At 40.7% G+C, this 17,575-nt stretch carries 18 protein-coding genes and 1 pseudogene; 6 read left to right on the top strand and 13 right to left on the bottom strand.

The genetic code is table 11. The features are described 5' to 3' along the window. Positions 1-196 precede the first annotated feature (196 nt). The 12 genes and pseudogenes from CYP84_RS01585 to dnaG all read right to left on the bottom strand — a co-directional run bounded on the left by CYP84_RS01585 (position 197) and on the right by dnaG (position 12,007). Positions 197-1,789 carry a relaxase/mobilization nuclease domain-containing protein gene (locus tag CYP84_RS01585; protein ID WP_103636447.1) on the bottom strand — a complete coding sequence of 531 codons (1,593 nt, stop codon included), beginning with the start codon at positions 1,787-1,789 and terminating at the stop codon, positions 197-199. Between the two features lie 47 nt (positions 1,790-1,836). Further along, positions 1,837-2,166 carry a plasmid mobilization protein gene (locus CYP84_RS01580; RefSeq protein WP_103636446.1) on the bottom strand — a complete coding sequence of 110 codons (330 nt, stop codon included), beginning with the start codon at positions 2,164-2,166 and terminating at the stop codon, positions 1,837-1,839. 344 nt (positions 2,167-2,510) lie between these two features. Further along, on the bottom strand, positions 2,511-2,798 hold the full coding sequence (locus CYP84_RS01575) for a type II toxin-antitoxin system RelE family toxin (protein WP_035167048.1): 288 nt from the start codon (positions 2,796-2,798) through the stop codon (positions 2,511-2,513). Then, positions 2,788-3,039 carry a type II toxin-antitoxin system Phd/YefM family antitoxin gene (locus tag CYP84_RS01570; protein ID WP_084042015.1) on the bottom strand — a complete coding sequence of 84 codons (252 nt, stop codon included), beginning with the start codon at positions 3,037-3,039 and terminating at the stop codon, positions 2,788-2,790. The genes CYP84_RS01575 and CYP84_RS01570 overlap by 11 nt, the downstream gene beginning before the upstream one ends. A 68-nt stretch (positions 3,040-3,107) precedes the next feature. After that, a complete protein-coding gene (locus tag CYP84_RS01565) occupies positions 3,108-3,230 on the bottom strand; it encodes a hypothetical protein (RefSeq protein ID WP_411160838.1) in 123 nt (40 codons plus the stop codon). Positions 3,231-3,333: 103 nt separating this feature from the next. After that, positions 3,334-4,323, bottom strand: a complete 990-nt coding sequence (locus CYP84_RS01560; RefSeq protein WP_103636445.1) for an argininosuccinate synthase domain-containing protein — start codon at positions 4,321-4,323, stop codon at positions 3,334-3,336. A gap of 59 nt (positions 4,324-4,382) precedes the next feature. Continuing rightward, a pseudogene (gene pepT, locus CYP84_RS01555) lies at positions 4,383-5,606 on the bottom strand (peptidase T). A 9-nt stretch (positions 5,607-5,615) separates the two neighbouring features. After that, positions 5,616-6,926, bottom strand: a complete 1,311-nt coding sequence (dcuC, locus tag CYP84_RS01550) for a C4-dicarboxylate transporter DcuC (protein ID WP_103636444.1) — start codon at positions 6,924-6,926, stop codon at positions 5,616-5,618. Between the two features lie 14 nt (positions 6,927-6,940). Beyond that, complete coding sequence (gene pepE / locus CYP84_RS01545) at positions 6,941-7,639, bottom strand: dipeptidase PepE (RefSeq protein ID WP_103636443.1); 699 nt, start codon at positions 7,637-7,639, stop codon at positions 6,941-6,943. Further along, positions 7,636-8,955, bottom strand: coding sequence for an amidohydrolase (locus CYP84_RS01540; protein WP_103636442.1), 1,320 nt, complete (start codon positions 8,953-8,955; stop codon positions 7,636-7,638). The genes pepE and CYP84_RS01540 overlap by 4 nt, the downstream gene beginning before the upstream one ends. 2 nt (positions 8,956-8,957) lie before the next feature. Continuing rightward, positions 8,958-10,196: a M20 family metallo-hydrolase gene (locus tag CYP84_RS01535; protein WP_103636441.1), complete on the bottom strand. Its 1,239-nt coding sequence runs from the start codon at positions 10,194-10,196 to the stop codon at positions 8,958-8,960. Between the two features lie 98 nt (positions 10,197-10,294). Further along, positions 10,295-12,007 carry a DNA primase gene (gene dnaG / locus CYP84_RS01530; protein WP_180996357.1) on the bottom strand — a complete coding sequence of 571 codons (1,713 nt, stop codon included), beginning with the start codon at positions 12,005-12,007 and terminating at the stop codon, positions 10,295-10,297. A 61-nt stretch (positions 12,008-12,068) separates the two neighbouring features. On the opposite strand from dnaG, the gene CYP84_RS01525 reads away from it, so the two are divergent. Genes CYP84_RS01525 through aroC form a run of 4 tightly spaced genes read left to right on the top strand, consistent with a single transcriptional unit; the run spans position 12,069 to position 15,250 of the window. Beyond that, on the top strand, positions 12,069-13,094 hold the full coding sequence (locus tag CYP84_RS01525; RefSeq protein WP_103636439.1) for a tetratricopeptide repeat protein: 1,026 nt from the start codon (positions 12,069-12,071) through the stop codon (positions 13,092-13,094). Beyond that, positions 13,072-13,506 (top strand): ribonuclease HI, encoded by a 435-nt coding sequence (rnhA, locus tag CYP84_RS01520; RefSeq protein WP_021084189.1) that lies wholly within the window; start codon positions 13,072-13,074, stop codon positions 13,504-13,506. The genes CYP84_RS01525 and rnhA overlap by 23 nt, the downstream gene beginning before the upstream one ends. Beyond that, the gene (gene rnc / locus CYP84_RS01515; RefSeq protein WP_002942923.1) at positions 13,503-14,174 is read left to right on the top strand and encodes a ribonuclease III; all 672 of its coding nucleotides are present in this window, start codon (positions 13,503-13,505) and stop codon (positions 14,172-14,174) included. The genes rnhA and rnc overlap by 4 nt, the downstream gene beginning before the upstream one ends. A gap of 8 nt (positions 14,175-14,182) precedes the next feature. Then, on the top strand, positions 14,183-15,250 hold the full coding sequence (aroC, locus tag CYP84_RS01510; protein ID WP_103636438.1) for a chorismate synthase: 1,068 nt from the start codon (positions 14,183-14,185) through the stop codon (positions 15,248-15,250). Between the two features lie 40 nt (positions 15,251-15,290). On the opposite strand, the gene CYP84_RS10970 is transcribed toward aroC, so the two are convergent. Continuing rightward, entirely contained in the window at positions 15,291-15,545 is a 255-nt protein-coding gene (locus CYP84_RS10970; RefSeq protein WP_021089898.1) for a trimethylamine-N-oxide reductase, read from the bottom strand. 279 nt (positions 15,546-15,824) lie between these two features. On the opposite strand from CYP84_RS10970, the gene CYP84_RS01500 reads away from it, so the two are divergent. Together CYP84_RS01500 and CYP84_RS01495 are read left to right on the top strand one after the other, a co-directional pair. Continuing rightward, complete coding sequence (locus CYP84_RS01500; RefSeq protein WP_021089905.1) at positions 15,825-17,093, top strand: DNA polymerase IV; 1,269 nt, start codon at positions 15,825-15,827, stop codon at positions 17,091-17,093. Next, positions 17,086-17,418 (top strand): YolD-like family protein, encoded by a 333-nt coding sequence (locus CYP84_RS01495; RefSeq protein ID WP_021089892.1) that lies wholly within the window; start codon positions 17,086-17,088, stop codon positions 17,416-17,418. The genes CYP84_RS01500 and CYP84_RS01495 overlap by 8 nt, the downstream gene beginning before the upstream one ends. Positions 17,419-17,575: the final 157 nt, after the last annotated feature.

Raw genomic sequence — 17,575 nt, 5'->3', positions numbered from 1 at the left:
TTTATTAAAGTAGCCATGCAAGATGGGCTTTTTTAATAAAAACTTAAGTTTATTAAAAATAAAAATAATTAGACTAAATTATTTTTGTGATCTGTAAAATATATTTTAGTAGATTTTTAAAATGAAAATATAACAAATAATGTTTGGAAGTAATAAATTAGATGATTATGCAATAAACTTAGTAGAGCCTCTACGTTTAAAACATATCTAGACTTTGAGTTTTTTCCTTACATACATCACTTACATGGTGATGTATGCTGGTTTTTTTGGAGTATTCACGCTCCTCTATAAATTCTCTACATATTCTTGTAGCATCTTGTGCTCTATCTGTAAGCTCTCGTATGCTTCTCTCAAATTTTGGAATTTTTCTTCTGAATTTTTTAATTTTTCTTCCAAGCAAGATATTGAACTCTCGTACATATCTCTTTGTTGCTGCAAAGATTCCGTTAAGGCGTCGTTGCAATCTTTGTTCAAGCTCTTGACTTTCTTTGTTAGCGCTGTCACATTTGTCCGTAATATCACAAGCTCCTTCTCGCAGTCTTGTTGCAAATTCATTATTTCTAATTCGTGTCTGTTCCTTTCGTCTTCGATCATCTTGGTCAAGCGCTCGTTCTCTTCTAGCAATGCTTTCTCTAATGCTGTCATCCTCTACTCCATTTTCATTAATATAAATTTCCTGCTCTCGTTTTCTATTATCTCTTCGTCTTTTGGAATCGATATGTAATACTCCCTCTGGGTCTTGTCTGCAGTAGGTCGGCTGTATCTCCATTGTTTTGGTATCATCCAAACCATTTCGTTCTCCAACTTCTTCTCTTTTATCATCCAGCCAGCCACTGCTCCCAATACTAGTGCGATAGCCGCTGATAGCGAGATTATCACTAATCTGTCCTTGTGATGCAAGGATATTGTTTTTTGAAGTTCTTTTGATATATCTTTCTTGATTAAATCTATCTCTTTTAGCAATAAGCTCCTCAAGTTTTCGCCTATTTTCTCTGCACTCTGCTTGTGTGTTTCTATGATGAAATTCTCTAATTCTTCTGCTTGAGCTTTCGCTAAGCTCCCCAAGTCTTCGAGTACTTGTGAAGTCTGCATCGTATATTCCTCCTTGTAGACGATTTTTTGTTTTTTTAGTAGGCAGTATGATTGTTATACCTTTTTTATTGATTCTGGTTATTTCGATACCACTTTGTGTAAGAAGTTCAATCATGTGATCTCTATTTTTAATATAGCCTTGCTTAACCAGATCGTGCAGCTTTTGGTCTAGCTCTTCCAAATTTTTATAATGATTGATGTTTTTCTTGCTAGATAATATAGTTTGCTCTTTTGCTGGATCATCTGGACTTGATAGTCCATACTCATCGTTAATAATCCTTTTAATTAGATCGATTCTAGTTTGATCATATTTGGCAAAATAAGGATTAAATGACCTGTCTGTTTCAAGATCTATCTTAGGGATAAGGAAATTTAACTCAAGCCGTCCATCCTTGTCCGAATGCTCTACCCATAATACATTTGTACGTTCAAGCATATATTCACCCAAAAGAGCACGTTCAAAATCCTTAATGATTTTTAGTTTTTGCTCTTCAGTCAAAAAGTCATACTTCTCTTCAAATGATAAAACACCAAAGCAGGTCTTTTGTTTATAGGTGATGCCTTTTATAATAGCTCTAGTTAAATTTTCATCACCTTTTATAACTCTTGCTGTTCCAGCAGCCTTTCTCTCATTTAAAAGATAATTTATGCTCCCAAGGCCACCACCAGTATAAGTACGAAGAAATTTAACTAGCATCATTAGTGCCTTTATTTGTATTGATGCAATGTAAATCAAGCGACATATTATTTACCCAATGCTTCATATACTTTATGTAAGACATCATTATCGTCCGCTATGATCTCAATACCAACTCTATCTAGGCTTTGCCCACTATTTAGTTTGGCGGCTATTTGGTTTATGTTTTGTCCATGTCTAGATAGTTCAGCTAAAAGCTCTCTCATAATTGGTGCATAAATCTGCTTAGACAACATAGCTCTTAGGGCAAATTTTGAGAAAGTTAAGCCACTTTCTTGTAATTTATCATTAATTACCAACCATTCTGCATTACTTAGCCTAAGTCTTTTAGTTATGACTTTGGTTACCTTGCGTTTTTTTATCTTTTCAGAACTCACGTAAATTTACTCCTAATCCAAGAAGAAGCCACTCAAAAATCCTATGTCATAAAATTTTTGGCAGACTTGCTCTTTAAATATCTTTTAAGGTTATTTTATAAAATTTCACAGCCTAAAACAAGGAATTAGGTAGGCTTCAGGCCGCTAAAATGCGTGTTTTTTAAAAATACTATGAAATATATAATATAATTTTTATAGCCTTTAGATTGTCTCTTAGAAATTTAGTCTAGTATGAAATTAAAATGGTAAAAATAATAAAAATATAGGGGTTGCGCTCATCATAAAAGAGCACTACAAGTTAGTCAAATTTATTCATTGATAGTTAAAGATAAGAGACTTAATGCTTAGTTAAATTTATCCTTTAGCATCTCATATACTTCGTTATTCTCTCTTTTGCCGACAACTAGCACTAATACTACGATCTCATCATCTTTAACTTGATATGCCAAGCGGTAGCCGACATCTCTTAGCTTGATCTTATAGACATCTTCATAGCCTCGTAGCTTGTCCTTGGCAACCTTTGGGTTTTCTAGACGCTCACTTAGCTTCTTTTTAAACTGCACCTTTATGCTATTGTCAAGCTTTTGCCACTCTTTTAAAGCACTTGGTAAGAACTCTAACTCATAGCTCATCTAGACTTACTTTTACTGGTTTTTCACCACTTGCTAAAGCAGCGTCTACTGCTTTGCTTAGATGATACTCTTCTATTATCTCTGCCATTTTTTCATAGACAGAGCTGGGTACTAGATAGGCACTAGGGACATTGTGGTTTAGTATAGCTACAACATTATCTCCAGCTTGTTTTAAAATTTGAGCTGGAGACTTTTTTAGCTCGCTTATGCTAGCTGTAAAATTTGCTTGTATGGTTTGCATTTTTATCCTTTATTTAATACCTAAGATAATACTAAAAATTATAAAAACAGCCCAAAATTTTATAAATTCTATTTACCTTCTGGATCTAGCCCGTTTAGGATGTAGCCAACCTCTTTGTCGCTTAGGTCGTAGTGTAAAAATTCTTTATAAAATTTCTTTGTCTCAGCTTCTATTGAATAAATTCTTGCCATCAGCCATATGAAGCACTTTTGGTCTATCTGACGCAGCGATTTTTCAGTTTTGCTTAGCCTAATACCAATTTTAAAAAGAAAACAGTGTTTTAAGTGTATAAATTTACTTCACAAAAAACTCTTGTGCTAGCTTTTTATCTTCAGGTTTGATGATAAATTTCTCATTAGCGATACTAACTTCAAATTCATCATCTTGGCTAGCTCTTGTATATGCTAGCGCGAGCCTTGCGGCAAGCTCTTTATCGGCATTGCTAGCGTTTTTACTTATAAAACTAACAGCTCCCACGATGTCGTCGCTCTCTTTAAATTTAACCTGCTCAAATTTATCATTTGGGTGAGTTAAAAGTGCGTTATTGTCGCTCTCATCACGTCCTATTATCATTTTTGCGCCTTCAAGCAAGCGCAGATGCCTACCAAGCTTTAGCCACACGACATCGATATCTCGCATCTCTTTGTCAAATTTCAAGTAGTCTTTTATCTTGACTGCAAAGCTCTCGATCGTTAGCAAACACCCACCTCCTGGCGTTGCAAAGTCCTCAAAGCCAAATTCCTTCGCCAAAGCAAGCTGCGGCTTTCTATCGCGCCCACTTATGTCAAGTAGCTTCTCCCTATCGACCCAGCCCTCGCGCTCTGGCTTAGTTGGTGGCAAGAGCTTAGCGCACATCGGACGAAGCACTAGATCATCCTCATCATCAGCTAAGCGCTTAACCTGAAAAAGTGCATCTCTACGCTGACTCATCGGCCTTTGACCCACGACTTCACCTGTGATTATAAAATTTGCATTTTCGCTTTTTAGCATATTTAAAGCGGTTTTAAACATATATCCGTGGCAGTCGATGCAAGGGTTAAACTGCTTGCCGTAGCCGTATTTTGGGTTAAAAAGCACGTCACGAAGATACTCGTTTCTCATATCAACCACCTTTAGGCTAGCCCCAGCCAAGGCTGCACGGCGCCTTAAAACTTCGTGCTTCTCCTCATCCACGCCAAATCCAGTATCCATATAAAGTGCGACCACTTCGATACCTTGATCGCTTATTATTTTCATAGAGAGCATGCTATCAAGCCCTCCGCTAAACAAAGCTAAAGCCTTCATTTTTGTCCTGAAAGTAAAATTTAAAGCCTAAATTTACTAAATCTAGGCTTTTATGAAGTTTATTTAGCAGCGTTAATTATGATTTTTTTGATCACTTCGCTTGCGGCTTTTAGGCTGCTAACTGGCAAGTACTCGAAGACGGAGTGAAAGTTATTTCCCCCTGTGAATAAATTTAGCGTTGGCACACCCTTTGCAGAGATCGCAGAACCGTCATATCCGCCTCTCATCGGCTTTATGTTTGGCGTGATATTTAGCTCGCTAAAGGCATCTTTTGCTAGTTTTATAGGCAGTGAGTTTTCGTCTTTTAAGAACTTAAAGACGTTTTCATAGCGTGTTTTTAGCGTGATCTCACAGCACTGCCCATAAATTTTGTTAAAAGAATTTGCCATCTCGCTTAAAAACTCAAGTCTTTTTTGAAATTTCGCCTCGTCAAATTCTCTTATGTCGATCTTGAGCGTCGTTTTTGCGCTGTTTCCGCTAAGCTCTTTCACCCAGAAATAGCCCTCTTTGCCCTCGGTGCACTCTGGTACTTCGCCACCTGGCAAGAGCGAGATAAATTTATGCGCAAGAAGTAGCGAATTTACTAGCTTGCCCTTTGCATTCATCGGATGAGCCGAAACACCTTTAAAGACTATCGTACAGTCAGCTGCGTTCCAGTTTTCGTATATTAGCTCGCCTATCTCGCAGCAGTCTAAGCAGTAGCCAAAGTTGGCTCCCAGCAAATTTACATCAAGCGCCTTTGCGCCAAGCAAGCCCTGCTCCTCATCAGGCACGAAGCAGATCACGATCTTGCCGTGCTTTACGTCAGGATTTTGCATGAAAAAGCTAGCCATATTTACGATACTAGCGATCGCCGCCTTATCGTCAGCGCCAAGCAAGCTAGTGCCGTCAGTCACCACTATGTCGTCACCAACGTATTTTTTAAGCTCTGGATTGTCGCTAAATTTAAGGTAAATTCCCTGCTCTTCGTTTAGGCAGATGTCGCCGCCTGTGTATTTTACTATCTTGGCTTTTGTGTCGTTTTTTTGCTCGCTACTTGTATCTAAGTGCGCAAAAAAGGCAATACTTGGGGCGTTTTCGCAGTTTGCAGGGATCTTTGCTATCAAGATAGCACTATCTTGCAAGATGATATCTTTTATACCAAGCGAGCTAAGCTAATCTTTTAGAAATTTGGCTAGCTCATACTCGGTTGGATTAGAAGGCATAATGCCTTTTAATCCATTCTCTTTATTTGTTGTTGTGTTAAATTTCGTATAGTTTATAAATCTCTCTACGATATCCATCTTTCATCCTTAGATGACGAAAAATGCGATCGCCACAACAGAGAGAAACATACCTAAAAATGTCCTTTTTGCAAGCTCGACTGGGCTAACCATAGCAATACCTGCACAAACGATAGCAGCTCCAGCGATCGGAGAAGCTGAACGTCCAAGTGAGCCTGCGATTGCCGCAGCCATACCAAGCTTATCTTGCTCAAAGCCAAGAGCAGCAGCGTTTGTTGTGACAGCTTCGTTAAATGCAAATGTAGCAGCATCGCCTGAACCTGTAACTATACCCATGATAAATGGCACAAATGTTCCGCCAAATTTAACGTAGCTTTGATCAGTTTTAAGCCATGCAATGACCACATCAACGGCGCCACACGCCTTTAGACCAGCGACGAAGACGCCAGCTGCGATGATGATACCGATAACATCAGCGTAAGCGTGACCCATGCCATTAAAGAACTCTTTTGTGATCTTTTGTGGGTTTGTAAGCGTAGCAAAGATAGCTATGATAGCGCCAAGTATCATCGCCTCAGCAACGCCCATCTTTGTCCATGCCAAAAAGCTGTAGTCTTTTGCTAGGCTAGTTCCGCCGATAACCAAGATGACAAGTGGGACAAGTGGCATAAGAGCGTAGATCAAATTTACTTTAAACGCTGACTTCTCTTCGCTAGCAGCGCCATTTTCAAGAGTGAAGTTTATACCTTTTTGATAGTCTTTAAATAATATTGCGACAATAGTTAGCATGACAACTACGATAGCAAGAGCTGTAAATGCGCTAGGAATTTGCACTTTTATGATGTCTTGAACTGTATAGTTTGCAACTGTCTTTTTAACAAGGTCAGCCACATATATGTTGTGCGCAGAGCCTGGGCTTAGGACTGAGCCAAATGTGCCTGCAAAAACAGCCGCACCAGCCATCGCAGGGCGAACGCCTGAAGCCATAAGAAGCGGTATAAGTGTCGCACCAACAGCAGCCGAGCAGCCAGCAGCTGAAGGGATAGCGATATTTATAAAGTAAGTTAGCACGGTTGTTACAGGGATTAGTATAAATCCCACGTTTTTAAGTGGCTTTGTAAGAAGCGCGACAAGGTGCTTATCGCACATTGTGTATTTCATAACAAAAGCAAAACCCATACTGGCACAAATAGCCTTTATAAGCCCTGCTTTAGTCATATAGTCAGTAAAAGCACTTAGTGCCCCCATCGGTTTTAGTGCGATTAAACAAAGCACCAAACCAACACCTATTAGCACCGTTCTTGTCTCTTTTTTTAAGACTAGAAGTGCTACAACTGCAACGATGCCAAGAATGGCAGCAATTAGCTTGAATGATTCCATACCTCTCTCCTTGTTTAGATTTTAAATTTAGTTCCAACTTCTATTTTTTCTATCTCTTTTTGATACTCAAATTTTAAAATTTCACTATGTCCTATGACCTCAGTTTCACTATCCTCTATAAGCAAAGCCGTGCCCTCAGGCAGTGCGTAGATAGTCTCTTTTGGATTTGCTATTAAAAATTCCTCTAGCCTCTCCTCCCTACTCTCGCCGTTATGACCTGCTAGTTTGCCACTTATAAAGTGCGGATTGATCTGATATGGGAAGATATTTAGGCTATCAAATGACTTTGGCATGATGATAGGCATATCATTTGTCGTCATCATCGTCTTGCCAGCGATATTTGCGCCTGCTGACCAGCCAAAGTATTTTGCGCCATTTGCCACAGCCTCTTTTATAGGCTCAATCAAATTTAGCTTATAAAGCGTGTAAAGAAGCATAAAGGTATTACCACCGCCAACTGCGATACTGTTAGCGTTTTTGATAGCTGAAATTTTATCCTCGTAGTGGTGGATCGACTTTATATTTTTATTTTTTAGGCGGTCTATAACCTTTTGCTCGTATTCGTCATTACTTCGTCTGACTCCAGCGTAAGGGATAAATAAAATCTCCTCCTTGCCACTCTCACCCAAAAAGTCCTTAACCCAGTTTTTGCAGTGTCTCAAGTAGCCAGTATCTTGGTAGCTTGAAGCGCTGATTAGTAAAGCATTTTTCATTTTTTCACTCCATTTAGTTTGTAAGCAGCCCTTAGATAGATATCAACCCCAGCGACCAAGCACTCCTCGTCAAAGTCAAATTTGCTGTTGTGATGGCCTGCTTTTAAATTTGTACCGATCATCATATATCCACTCTTTGCGCCCCTATCTTGCAAAGCTCTCATAAAGTGAGCGAAGTCCTCGCAAGCGCCAAAGTCAAGCTCTTTAACGATCTTATCGTCATCTATAAATGGACTCTCTTTTGCTGCTTCATAGAAAATTTCAGTCACCTCTTTGTCGCTATTTGCTCCGCTTGTGCCCCCTGTCATCACGACCTTGCTCTCGACATCATAAATTTCACTCACACCTTTTACGATATCCATACATTTTTTATACATAAACTCATTTAAATTTGTATCCTCGCCCCTTGTTTCGCAGGCTAGATAGCCATTTGGTGCGATGACATTTCTGCCCTCACCTGCTCTTAAAACACCCACATTTATCCTAGTCACACCCTTTGCGTGCCTTGTGATGCCATGCATATTTAGAGCCATTTGAGCAGCGGCTAAAAGGGCGTTTGCTCCCTCCTGCGGCGCTCCTGCTGCGTGAGCTGAGCGACCAGTGATATGCACGTCAAATTTAGAAGTTGCAAGCAGTTTGTTTGTGCCACAAACTATGCCCCCATTTGTTTCTGCTTGAAAGCCGATGTGTCCGCCAAGTAGGTACTCAACCCCATCAAGCACCCCAGCAGCCTCCATCGCCACAGCGCCTCTTGTGCCCTCTTCTGCTGTTTGAAATATAAATTTAAATTTGCCATTAAAATCATCTAAATTTTTAGCGATCAGCTTTGCAAGCGCTAGACCCATCGCCATGTGTCCATCGTGCCCACAAGCGTGCGTGATGCCAGCGATATCTGAGCCAAAGCCCTCTTTGCAAGGTCTATGAGCAGCCTCTGCGCTCTCTGTCACATCAACGCTATCTATGTCAAATCTAAATGCGCTAAATTTACCAGGCCTTTTTGTGTCGATGAAGGCTGTTAGGCCAGTTAGGCCATCTTTCATGCATTCAAGGTATTTTGCCTCGTCAGGATTTAAAAGGCTTTTTGCCCGCTCGATCGCCTTTTGGCACTGCTCTTTGCTGCCAACTCCAAGCCTTGCATCGCTCTTTACGACCTCTTCGCCAAGCTTCACCTCATATCCTAGCTCGCTAAGCCTTTTTGCCAAAACCGCAGTCGTAAAAAAAGTAAACCAGCCAGTTTCTGGGTGCGAGTGAAAGTATCTGCGATCTTTGATCATATCCTCTTTTAAAGATAGTGCTAAATTTGCTATTTTGTCCATGACTACTCCTCGTTTGAAAGTCTTATTAGCGCATTTGTTAAAATTTTAGTTGCGGCTACGGCGTCTTTGAAATTTATCGCCTCTTTAGTGTTGTGACTGATACCATCCACGCAAGGGATAAAGAGCATGCCAACGCTACTTGCTAGCTTTGTTAAATTCATCGCATCATGCCCAGCCCCACTTGGCAATGTAAGCGTTTTTATGCCAAGCTTTTTGGCTTCATCTTCAAGTAAATTTATGGCGTGTTTGCTTAGTTTTACTGGCTCGTCGCTACTTAGCTCTCTTATCTCGTAGCCAAATTTAAGCTCACGGCTTAGCTCACCCACAAAATTTCTAAGCTCTAAATTTAGCTCCTCTAAGCTTGCCTTATCGATATCTCTTAGATCAACGCCAAGCCTTGCCTCGCCTGGCACGACATTTAAAACGCCTGGCTTTGCATGCACGTAGCCAACGGTTGCGACGGCTGTTTTTTTGTTTTTGGCAAATTTATTGGCTGCGATTATGGTGTGTGAAGCGGCAAGCAGGGCGTCACTACGCATATTCATCGGAGTTGCGCCGCTGTGATCGGCCTTGCCCTGTATTGTGATCTCAAATCTAATAGGAGCTGCGATCCCGCTTACTACGCCAACGCTTATGCCGCTTCTCTCAAGCACTGGACCTTGCTCGATGTGAAGCTCAAGATAGGCGTGTAGGGAGTTTTCTTTTAGTATGGCTTCATCTAAATTTTGTGGTTTAAACCCAGCTGCACTCATCGCCTCAAAAAGTGAAATTCCATCTTCATCTTTTAGCTCATGAAGTCTTTGCTGGCTTAGTTTGCCGCTTATTATCTTGCTGCCGATAGTGGCTGTCTTAAAGCGGCTTGACTCCTCACAGCTAAAATTTATGAGCCAAAGTGGGCGCTTTAGCTTGATGCCAGCCTCTTTTATCGCAGTTAGCGCCTCAAGCCCAGCCATAACTCCAAGTGTGCCGTCATAAAAGCCGCCATTTGGCACGCTATCTATGTGAGAGCCCACGCAAACTGGCTTCGCGTCCGCCTCGCAGCCATCATCATATATGGCGTAGATGTTGCCGACATTGTCAATTTTAAGTTTAAAGCCATTTTTTTCTATCAAATTTATAAGAAATTTTCTTGCTTCAAGGTCCTCTTTACTAAAAGCTAGCCTTGTTAGCCCACCACCTTTTAGCGCTCCAAACTCGCTTATAGCGTTAAAATTTCTCTCAAATCTTTTAGCGTCTATCATCATAAATCCTTAAAATATAAAGCTAATCTTAAAAAGATTTATTACTTTAAGTATTTTACATTTTGTTTTATGATTTGAAGCTGAAAAAGTGTGAGTTTTTAAATTTTATAAAGCTGAGTCTTGAGATCTTTGATGATAAATAGCAGTTTTTCTAAAATTTCTATCTTATTTGGGTTGTCTGAGCCTTTTAAAATTTGCTGTTCGTTCTCATAAAAGGCGATTTGCATATTTAAAATAGCCTTTTGCAAAGTGGTTGCATCGGTGATCTCATGGATATTTTCGTCCATTAAAATTTCTCTAACCATCTGCTCATCGCTCACGTCGTATCTATAAAGGATGGCGTTTAGATACTCAGGATGCTTTATAAAGTATCTAGCTCCAAGCTTTGAGAGTATCTCATCTCTGTAGTTTGGGTTATTTAGCATGGTTTTAAAAAGTGCAAACTCAAGCGGGTCTTTGTTCATCACAGCTGGCACCTCATCCACCATGACAGAGTTGCTAAATTCATCTTTATCTTTTTTTCTAAATTCTCTTTTAAATTTAGCTTCATTTTTTGACTTCTGCTTTAGCCCAAACCTATCTGCCACGCTTTGTGGAGTGAGGTTAAATCTTGCCGCTACCTCAGTCACATACGAGCTTGCTATCTCCTCTCCAAGCTCGTCCATATAGGCTTTTATCTCGCTTAGGCAGTTATCTCTTTGCACTGAGCGCGTGATGTCATACTTTTGCATGATCTTTTCTATATAAAATTTCACCGCATCCTCGCCTGAGCCAAAGAGCTCATTAAGCTCCTTTATCTTGCCTGCAAAGACCATATCAGCAGGATCTGCGCCGTTACTTATGATGACTACTTTTGTATCTATCTTATTTATGCTTAGCAGGTGAGCCGACTTTATGGCTGCATTTATGCCAGCGCCATCTCCGTCAAAGCAAAGCACTACGCTTATCTCGCCCCTTTTTAAAAGCGGCAAGTGACTTGTAGTAAGCGCCGTTCCAAGCACTGCAACAGCGTTTGTAAAGCCAGCGTAGTGAAGCATGATGACATCAAGATAGCCCTCAGTTATTATTATCTGATTTTTCTCAAAGATGCTTTGTCTAGCAAGGTGGTAGCCATAGAGCAGCTTTGACTTGTCAAATACCGCACTTTGAGGAGAATTTACATATTTTGCAGGGTGATCTGAGATCGTTCTACCACCAAAGCCAACTAGCCTTGTAGTGTGCGAGTAGATGGGAAATGTTACGCGCTCGATGAAACTAGCGTAAATTCCCTTCTCATTTTGCTTTACGATGCCAACTTCAAGCGCCTCTTTAGGCTCTATGTTTTCATTTTGTAAAAGCCTAATGGTGCTTTTACTATCCCCAGCCCAGCCAAGCTCAAATTTCTCGATCATCGCGTCATTTATACCGCGCGACTTGATATATCTAATGGCTGCTTCGTTTTTATAAAATTCACTTCTATAAAAGGCATTTACCTTTTCTAAAATGTGCTTATTTTCTTTTTGCGTTGGCACCTTGTCGTTTGTGTATTCAAGGCTGAAATTTGAAATTTGAGCGATCTTTTCTATCGCCTCTGGGTATGTCAGCTTTTCATAATCCATCACAAATTTAACCGCATCTCCACCAGCCTTACAGGCAAAGCAGTGATACATCTGCTTGTTTTGATTTATGCTCATGCTTGGGTTTTTGTCGTCGTGAAACGGACATACGCACTTGTAGCTTGAGCCCATCTTTTTAACAGGGATATACTGCTCGATGATATTAACAATGTCTATTTGGTTTTTTAACTTTTCAATGGATTTTGGATCTATCATAAGCAAAATTATACAACTGCTTTGTTATAATTAAAGTAAAATTTTATTACAAAGTACGAGCGTGGATATTTTTTTCATTGGGCACAGAGATCCGATATTTAGCCTTATTATTCTATTTAGTATCATCTTGATGATCGCAGCTTTAAGCTATGCTTGGGGCATATTTTCAAGTAAAGATGAGAAAAAACGTATCGAAAAATTTATCAAGAAATTTGACAGCAAGGATGGCATAAGCGACGAGCACAAGCAGATGCTAAAAAGCCCAGAAGTAGATATACCAAGCCTTAGCATGCTAGGTCAAACCTTTGCTAAAAATGGCGACTTTGAAAAATCAATCGGCGTCTATCTCATCGCACTTGAAAAGGTAAAAGATAAAAACGAGAAGGAATTTATCCTAAACGAGCTTGGAGAGGTCTATTTTAAGGCTGGATTTTTAAAAAAAGCTAGCGAAGTCTTTGAAAAAGCTCTTGAGCTAAGTCCTAGAAATGTCCTCGCACTGCGCTTTTTAACGATGATAGATGAGAAGCTTAAAAACTACAAAGAAGCCCTTTATGCGCTAAATTCTCTTGAAGAGCTAGGGACAAATGTAAAAGATCAAAAGGCCTATATAAAGGCGATCAACACGCTTGATGATAGAAATTTAAGCTTTAGCGAAAAGGTAGAAATTCTCTCGCACCTCAGCCAAAATTTTGAGCTTTTAAAACGCATGATCTTAGCGCTTTTCATAAGGCACAATGAAAATTTAGAAAATTTAAAAGATTTTGCCAAATTTGAAGATGTGCTTGATCTACTTTACAACCTAAAAACGCCTATAAATTTAGACGATGCAAAATACAAATCACTCTTTTACGCAAAGGGCGATATAGATGAGCCATGTGAAATTTACGGCTTTGAGCTAAATGCCATAAAAAGGCTAAAGGACGCTAAATTTGACGCGGCTGGGTTAAGCTTTAACTACGTTTGCAAAAACTGCAAAAACTCATTTCCTATGCACTTTTACCGCTGTCCAGTCTGTCACGAGCTAGGAAGCGTCAAAATTTTATCCCACATCACAGAAAAAGCAAGTGAAGATAGTAACACTTTTTAGTGATGGCTCATGCCTTGGAAACCCTGGAGCTGGCGGCTGGGCGTATATATTGAGATTTAACGAAGCGCAGAAAAAAGCAAGTGGCGGCGAGGCATATACGACAAATAATCAAATGGAGCTAAAAGCTGCGATAATGGGGCTAAAAGCGCTAAAAGAGCCCTGCGAAGTGAGGCTATTTACAGACAGCTCATACGTGGTAAATAGCATAAATGAGTGGCTTGCAAACTGGCAAAAGAGAAATTTTAAAAATGTAAAAAATGTCGAACTTTGGCAGGAGTATTTAGAAATTTCAAAGCCGCATAAAGTCGTGGCTAGCTGGGTTAAAGGGCACGCTGGGCACCCTGAAAACGAGGAGTGCGACCAGATGGCAAGAGACGAGGCATTAAAAATAAAAGATGAGAATAAGATATGAAAAATTTAGAAGAATTTGAACGTAATCTTGGCTATAAATTTAAAAAATCTGAGCTTTTAGAAGAGGCACTAACTCACAAGAGCACCAAGCAGGCGTTAAATAACGAGAGGCTTGAGTTTTTGGGCGATGCAGTGATGGATCTGCTCGTGGCTGAGTATCTTTTTAAGAAATTTAGCAAGATCGCAGAGGGCGATATGAGCAAGCTAAGAGCCGCGCTTGTCAATGAAAAAAGCTTTGCAAATATGTCTAGGCGGCTAAATATGGGCGAGTTTTTAAGGCTTAGCCAAGCTGAAGAAAACAACGGCGGCCGCGAGAAAGATAGCATTTTAAGCGACGCATTTGAGGCAGTGATGGGCGCTATCTACCTAGAGGCTGGACTTGATAAAGTTAGAGAAATTTCTATTAGCCTGCTTGAGCTTTGCTATCCGCAGATCGACTTTGCACACCTTGAAAAGGACTACAAAACCGCCCTTCAAGAGGTCACTCAAGCAACCCTTGGCGTCATACCAACATACGAGCTCATAGGCTCTTTTGGCCCTGATCATAAGAAAGAATTTGAGATAGCCTTGCTACTAAATGGCAAAGAAATTTCACGTGCCGTTGGAAGCTCCAAAAAGCAAGCCCAACAGCTCGCAGCAAAGATAGCGCTAGAAAAAATAAAAAAATAGGATAAATTTTGAACACATTTGGCAAAAAACTAACCTTAACTAGCTTTGGCGAGAGCCATGGGGTGGCGATAGGTGGCGTGATAGATGGACTACCTGCTGGGCTAAAGATCGATGTGGATTTCATCCAAAGCGAGCTTGATAAGCGTCGCCCTGGGCAAAGTAGCTTCACAACGGCACGAGATGAGACTGATAAGATAGAAATTTTTAGTGGCGTCTTTGACGGCATGAGCACTGGCGCGCCGATAGGTTTTGCCATTTTTAACAACAACCAAAAGTCAAATGACTATGAAAATTTACGTGAGATTTTCCGCCCTGGGCATGCTGATCTAACATATTTTAAAAAATATGGCATCAGGGATCACAGAGGTGGTGGGCGCGCGAGTGCCAGAGAGACGGCAGTAAGGGTCGCTGGTGGGGCATTTGCACAGCTACTTTTAAATGAATTTAAGATAGAAGTTTTAAGCGGAGTGCTTGGCATTGGCAAGGCCATTAGCGACAAGATTGATTTTGATTTTGCCCAAAATTCGCAAATTTACGCCCTTGGCAACGAAGAGGCGATGAAAGAGGCGGTAAATAAAGCTAGAAGCGAGCACGATAGCGTTGGAGCTGTGGTTTTAAGCGTGGCTAGAGGCGTGCCAGCTGGTCTTGGCGAGCCACTTTATGATAGGCTTGATAGCGCTCTAGCGGCAGCTTTAATGGGCATAAACGGAGTAAAAGCCGTAGAGATCGGCGCTGGCGTAAATGTGAGCTCTATGCTTGGCTCAGCAAACAACGACGAGATGGACGAGCTTGGCTTTTTAAGCAACAACGCTGGTGGCATACTTGGTGGCATAAGCAGTGGCGCTGAAATCGTGCTAAAGAGCCATTTTAAGCCAACGCCTTCGATATTTAAAGAGCAAAAGACGCTAAATTTAGCTGGCGAGGCGGTGGATTTTGAGCTAAGAGGCAGACATGATCCTTGCATAGGCATACGTGGCAGCGTCGTAGCAACCGCGATGATAAGGCTAGTTCTTGCTGATATGCTACTGCTAAATGCAACTACAAAGCTTGAAAATTTAAAGAAAATTTACGGCTAAATTTGATTTGCCCCCAACGGGGGTTAAATTTCTATAAATTCTACAAAGATTGCAAAATTTTTGGTTTAGAAAACGCAACGACTAGCTTGATCTCACCTTTATATTTTTCTAAATTTCCTAAGACCCTGCGTCTGTAGTTGCTTTGAGTGGCGCCAGATGTGCCTTTGTCGCGAGTTAGGACATTGACACAGCCATGCTTGCAAAGGCTCTTTTCGCCAAGCACTTCAGGACCATGCCATGCGCCCTCACAGATAGCAATGATGTGCTCTGGGATGATGAGTGACAAGCGCGCCAACTAAAATTTCGCCTCTGTCATTAAATACTCTCACCACGTAGCCAGTTACGATGTCTTTTTCTTAGCTTCATTTACGTTTATGAGCATCGGCTCTCTAGCGCTCACCTTAGCGTAGTTTCTGATCACTAAGCTACTTAGCTGTAAGTGGAGGCGATATCTTTAGCGCGTGGTCTTTGCACTCAAATTTAGCCTTTTTTATTTTATTTTCTAAAAAATTTCAAACCATTTCAAACAAAATTTGCAAACTAACTTTTACCAAATTTCATCTATAATCCTCTCATGAAAAATGAAAATCCAAAGAGCAAAATTTACGCCGTTATCGACCTAAAGTCCTTTTACGCCTCGGTTGAGTGCGTGGAGCGCGGACTTGATCCTTTTAAGGCTGATCTAGTCGTGGCTGATGCTAGTCGTGGCAGTGGCGGCATCTGCCTAGCTGTCAGCCCTGCGCTTCGTGCAAAAGGGGTGAAAAACCGCTGCAGGCTCTTTGAGATACCAAGAGATATCAAATTTATCATCGCGCCGCCTAGGATGCAGTTTTACATCGACTACGCCGCAAGGATCTATGAAATTTATCTAAAATATGTCTCCAAAGAGGACATCTACGTCTATTCGATCGATGAGTGCTTCATAGACCTCACTTCTTACTTGAAATTTTACGCTCTTAGTGCAAAAGAGATGGCGAAGATGATGATGAATGATATCTTAAAAACGACTGGTGTGACGGCGACTTGTGGCATAGGGACAAATTTATACCTCGCAAAGATCGCGCTTGATATACTAGCAAAGCACCAAGATGACGGCATCGCCTATCTTGACGAAGAGCTTTACAAAAAGCAGCTCTGGACGCATCAGCCGCTAAGTGACTTTTGGCGTATCGGAAAGCAAACTAGGCTAAAGCTCGAAAAATGCGGCATCTTTTGCATGAAAGATATCGCAAATGCGCCAAAAAGCCTGCTTGAAAAAATTTTTGGCGTCGATGCCTACATCACGATAGATCACGCTAACGGCATAGAGCCAACGACGATAGCTGAGATAAAGGCGTATAAACCAAGCACGAAGTCCTACTTTAGCTCAGAAATTTTGCCAAGAGACTACGAGCGCTGCGAGGCGGTGATCGTGCTAAAAGAGATGGCTGACAGGCTTGCACTTAGGATGATAAACAAAGATGTGAGGGCGAGTGGGCTAACGATAAATGTGAGATTTGCCGATAAGCTCGAGCCGCAGCAACGTGCAAGCGTGCGGTTTAAAACGCCAACAAATATCTCAAGCGTGCTGATGAGTGCGGCTGAGGAGCTACTTTTAAACAAGATAAAAAATGTCGGTCTAATCAGGCAAATAGGCATATCAGCAAACGATGTGGTGAAAGAAAATTTGGTTGAGTTTAGCCTATTTGAAGATGAAGCCAAAGAAAAAGCGGTGCTAAAATCGCTAAATTTGATAAAAGAGAAATTTGGTAAAAACTCAATCCTGCGTGCGATCGACCTGCTGCCAGAGGCGACTGGGCAAGATAGAAACAAAAAGATCGGAGGGCACAAGAGCGGTGAGTAAAGATAGGGCGAAAATTTTTAGCTCGTTTAATCCTCTTTCTACATTAGAGCGAGCCTTGCGTCAAAAAGAGCGAGAAAAATGCGAAAAGCTAGAGCTTGATGAGAGCAAGGTCGATGAAATTTTAAAAAAGATAAGCGAGATAAAGATAGCTGATGAAGTGCGTGTGAGCTACCACGACGGCTTTACTTACGTAAAAACTAGTGGCCTAGTCTCGGATGTAAATTTCAAAGATAAAACCCTCATGATCGTAAAAACTAAGATCAAATTTGAAGATATAAATGAGGTGGAGATCGTTAAAAAAATTTGTAGTATAAAAACTAAATGAGCGTTTTTACCTTCTCCCAAGGCTCGATGTCGCCGTCTATCTTCGTAAAAATGGTAGAAATTTCTATATTTTTTACATTTAAATTTTCTTTGTATTTTTTTAAATCTCTTAGTTTTAGTTTTTCTTGTAAAAAGTTAAATTCATACTCGATTTGACC

The organism is Campylobacter concisus (genome assembly GCF_002912425.1).
In the GTDB taxonomy this organism is placed as follows: domain Bacteria; phylum Campylobacterota; class Campylobacteria; order Campylobacterales; family Campylobacteraceae; genus Campylobacter_A; species Campylobacter_A concisus_AH.
Note: the sequence above shows the minus strand (reverse complement) of the source record. Positions and strands in the feature narration are given on the sequence as shown.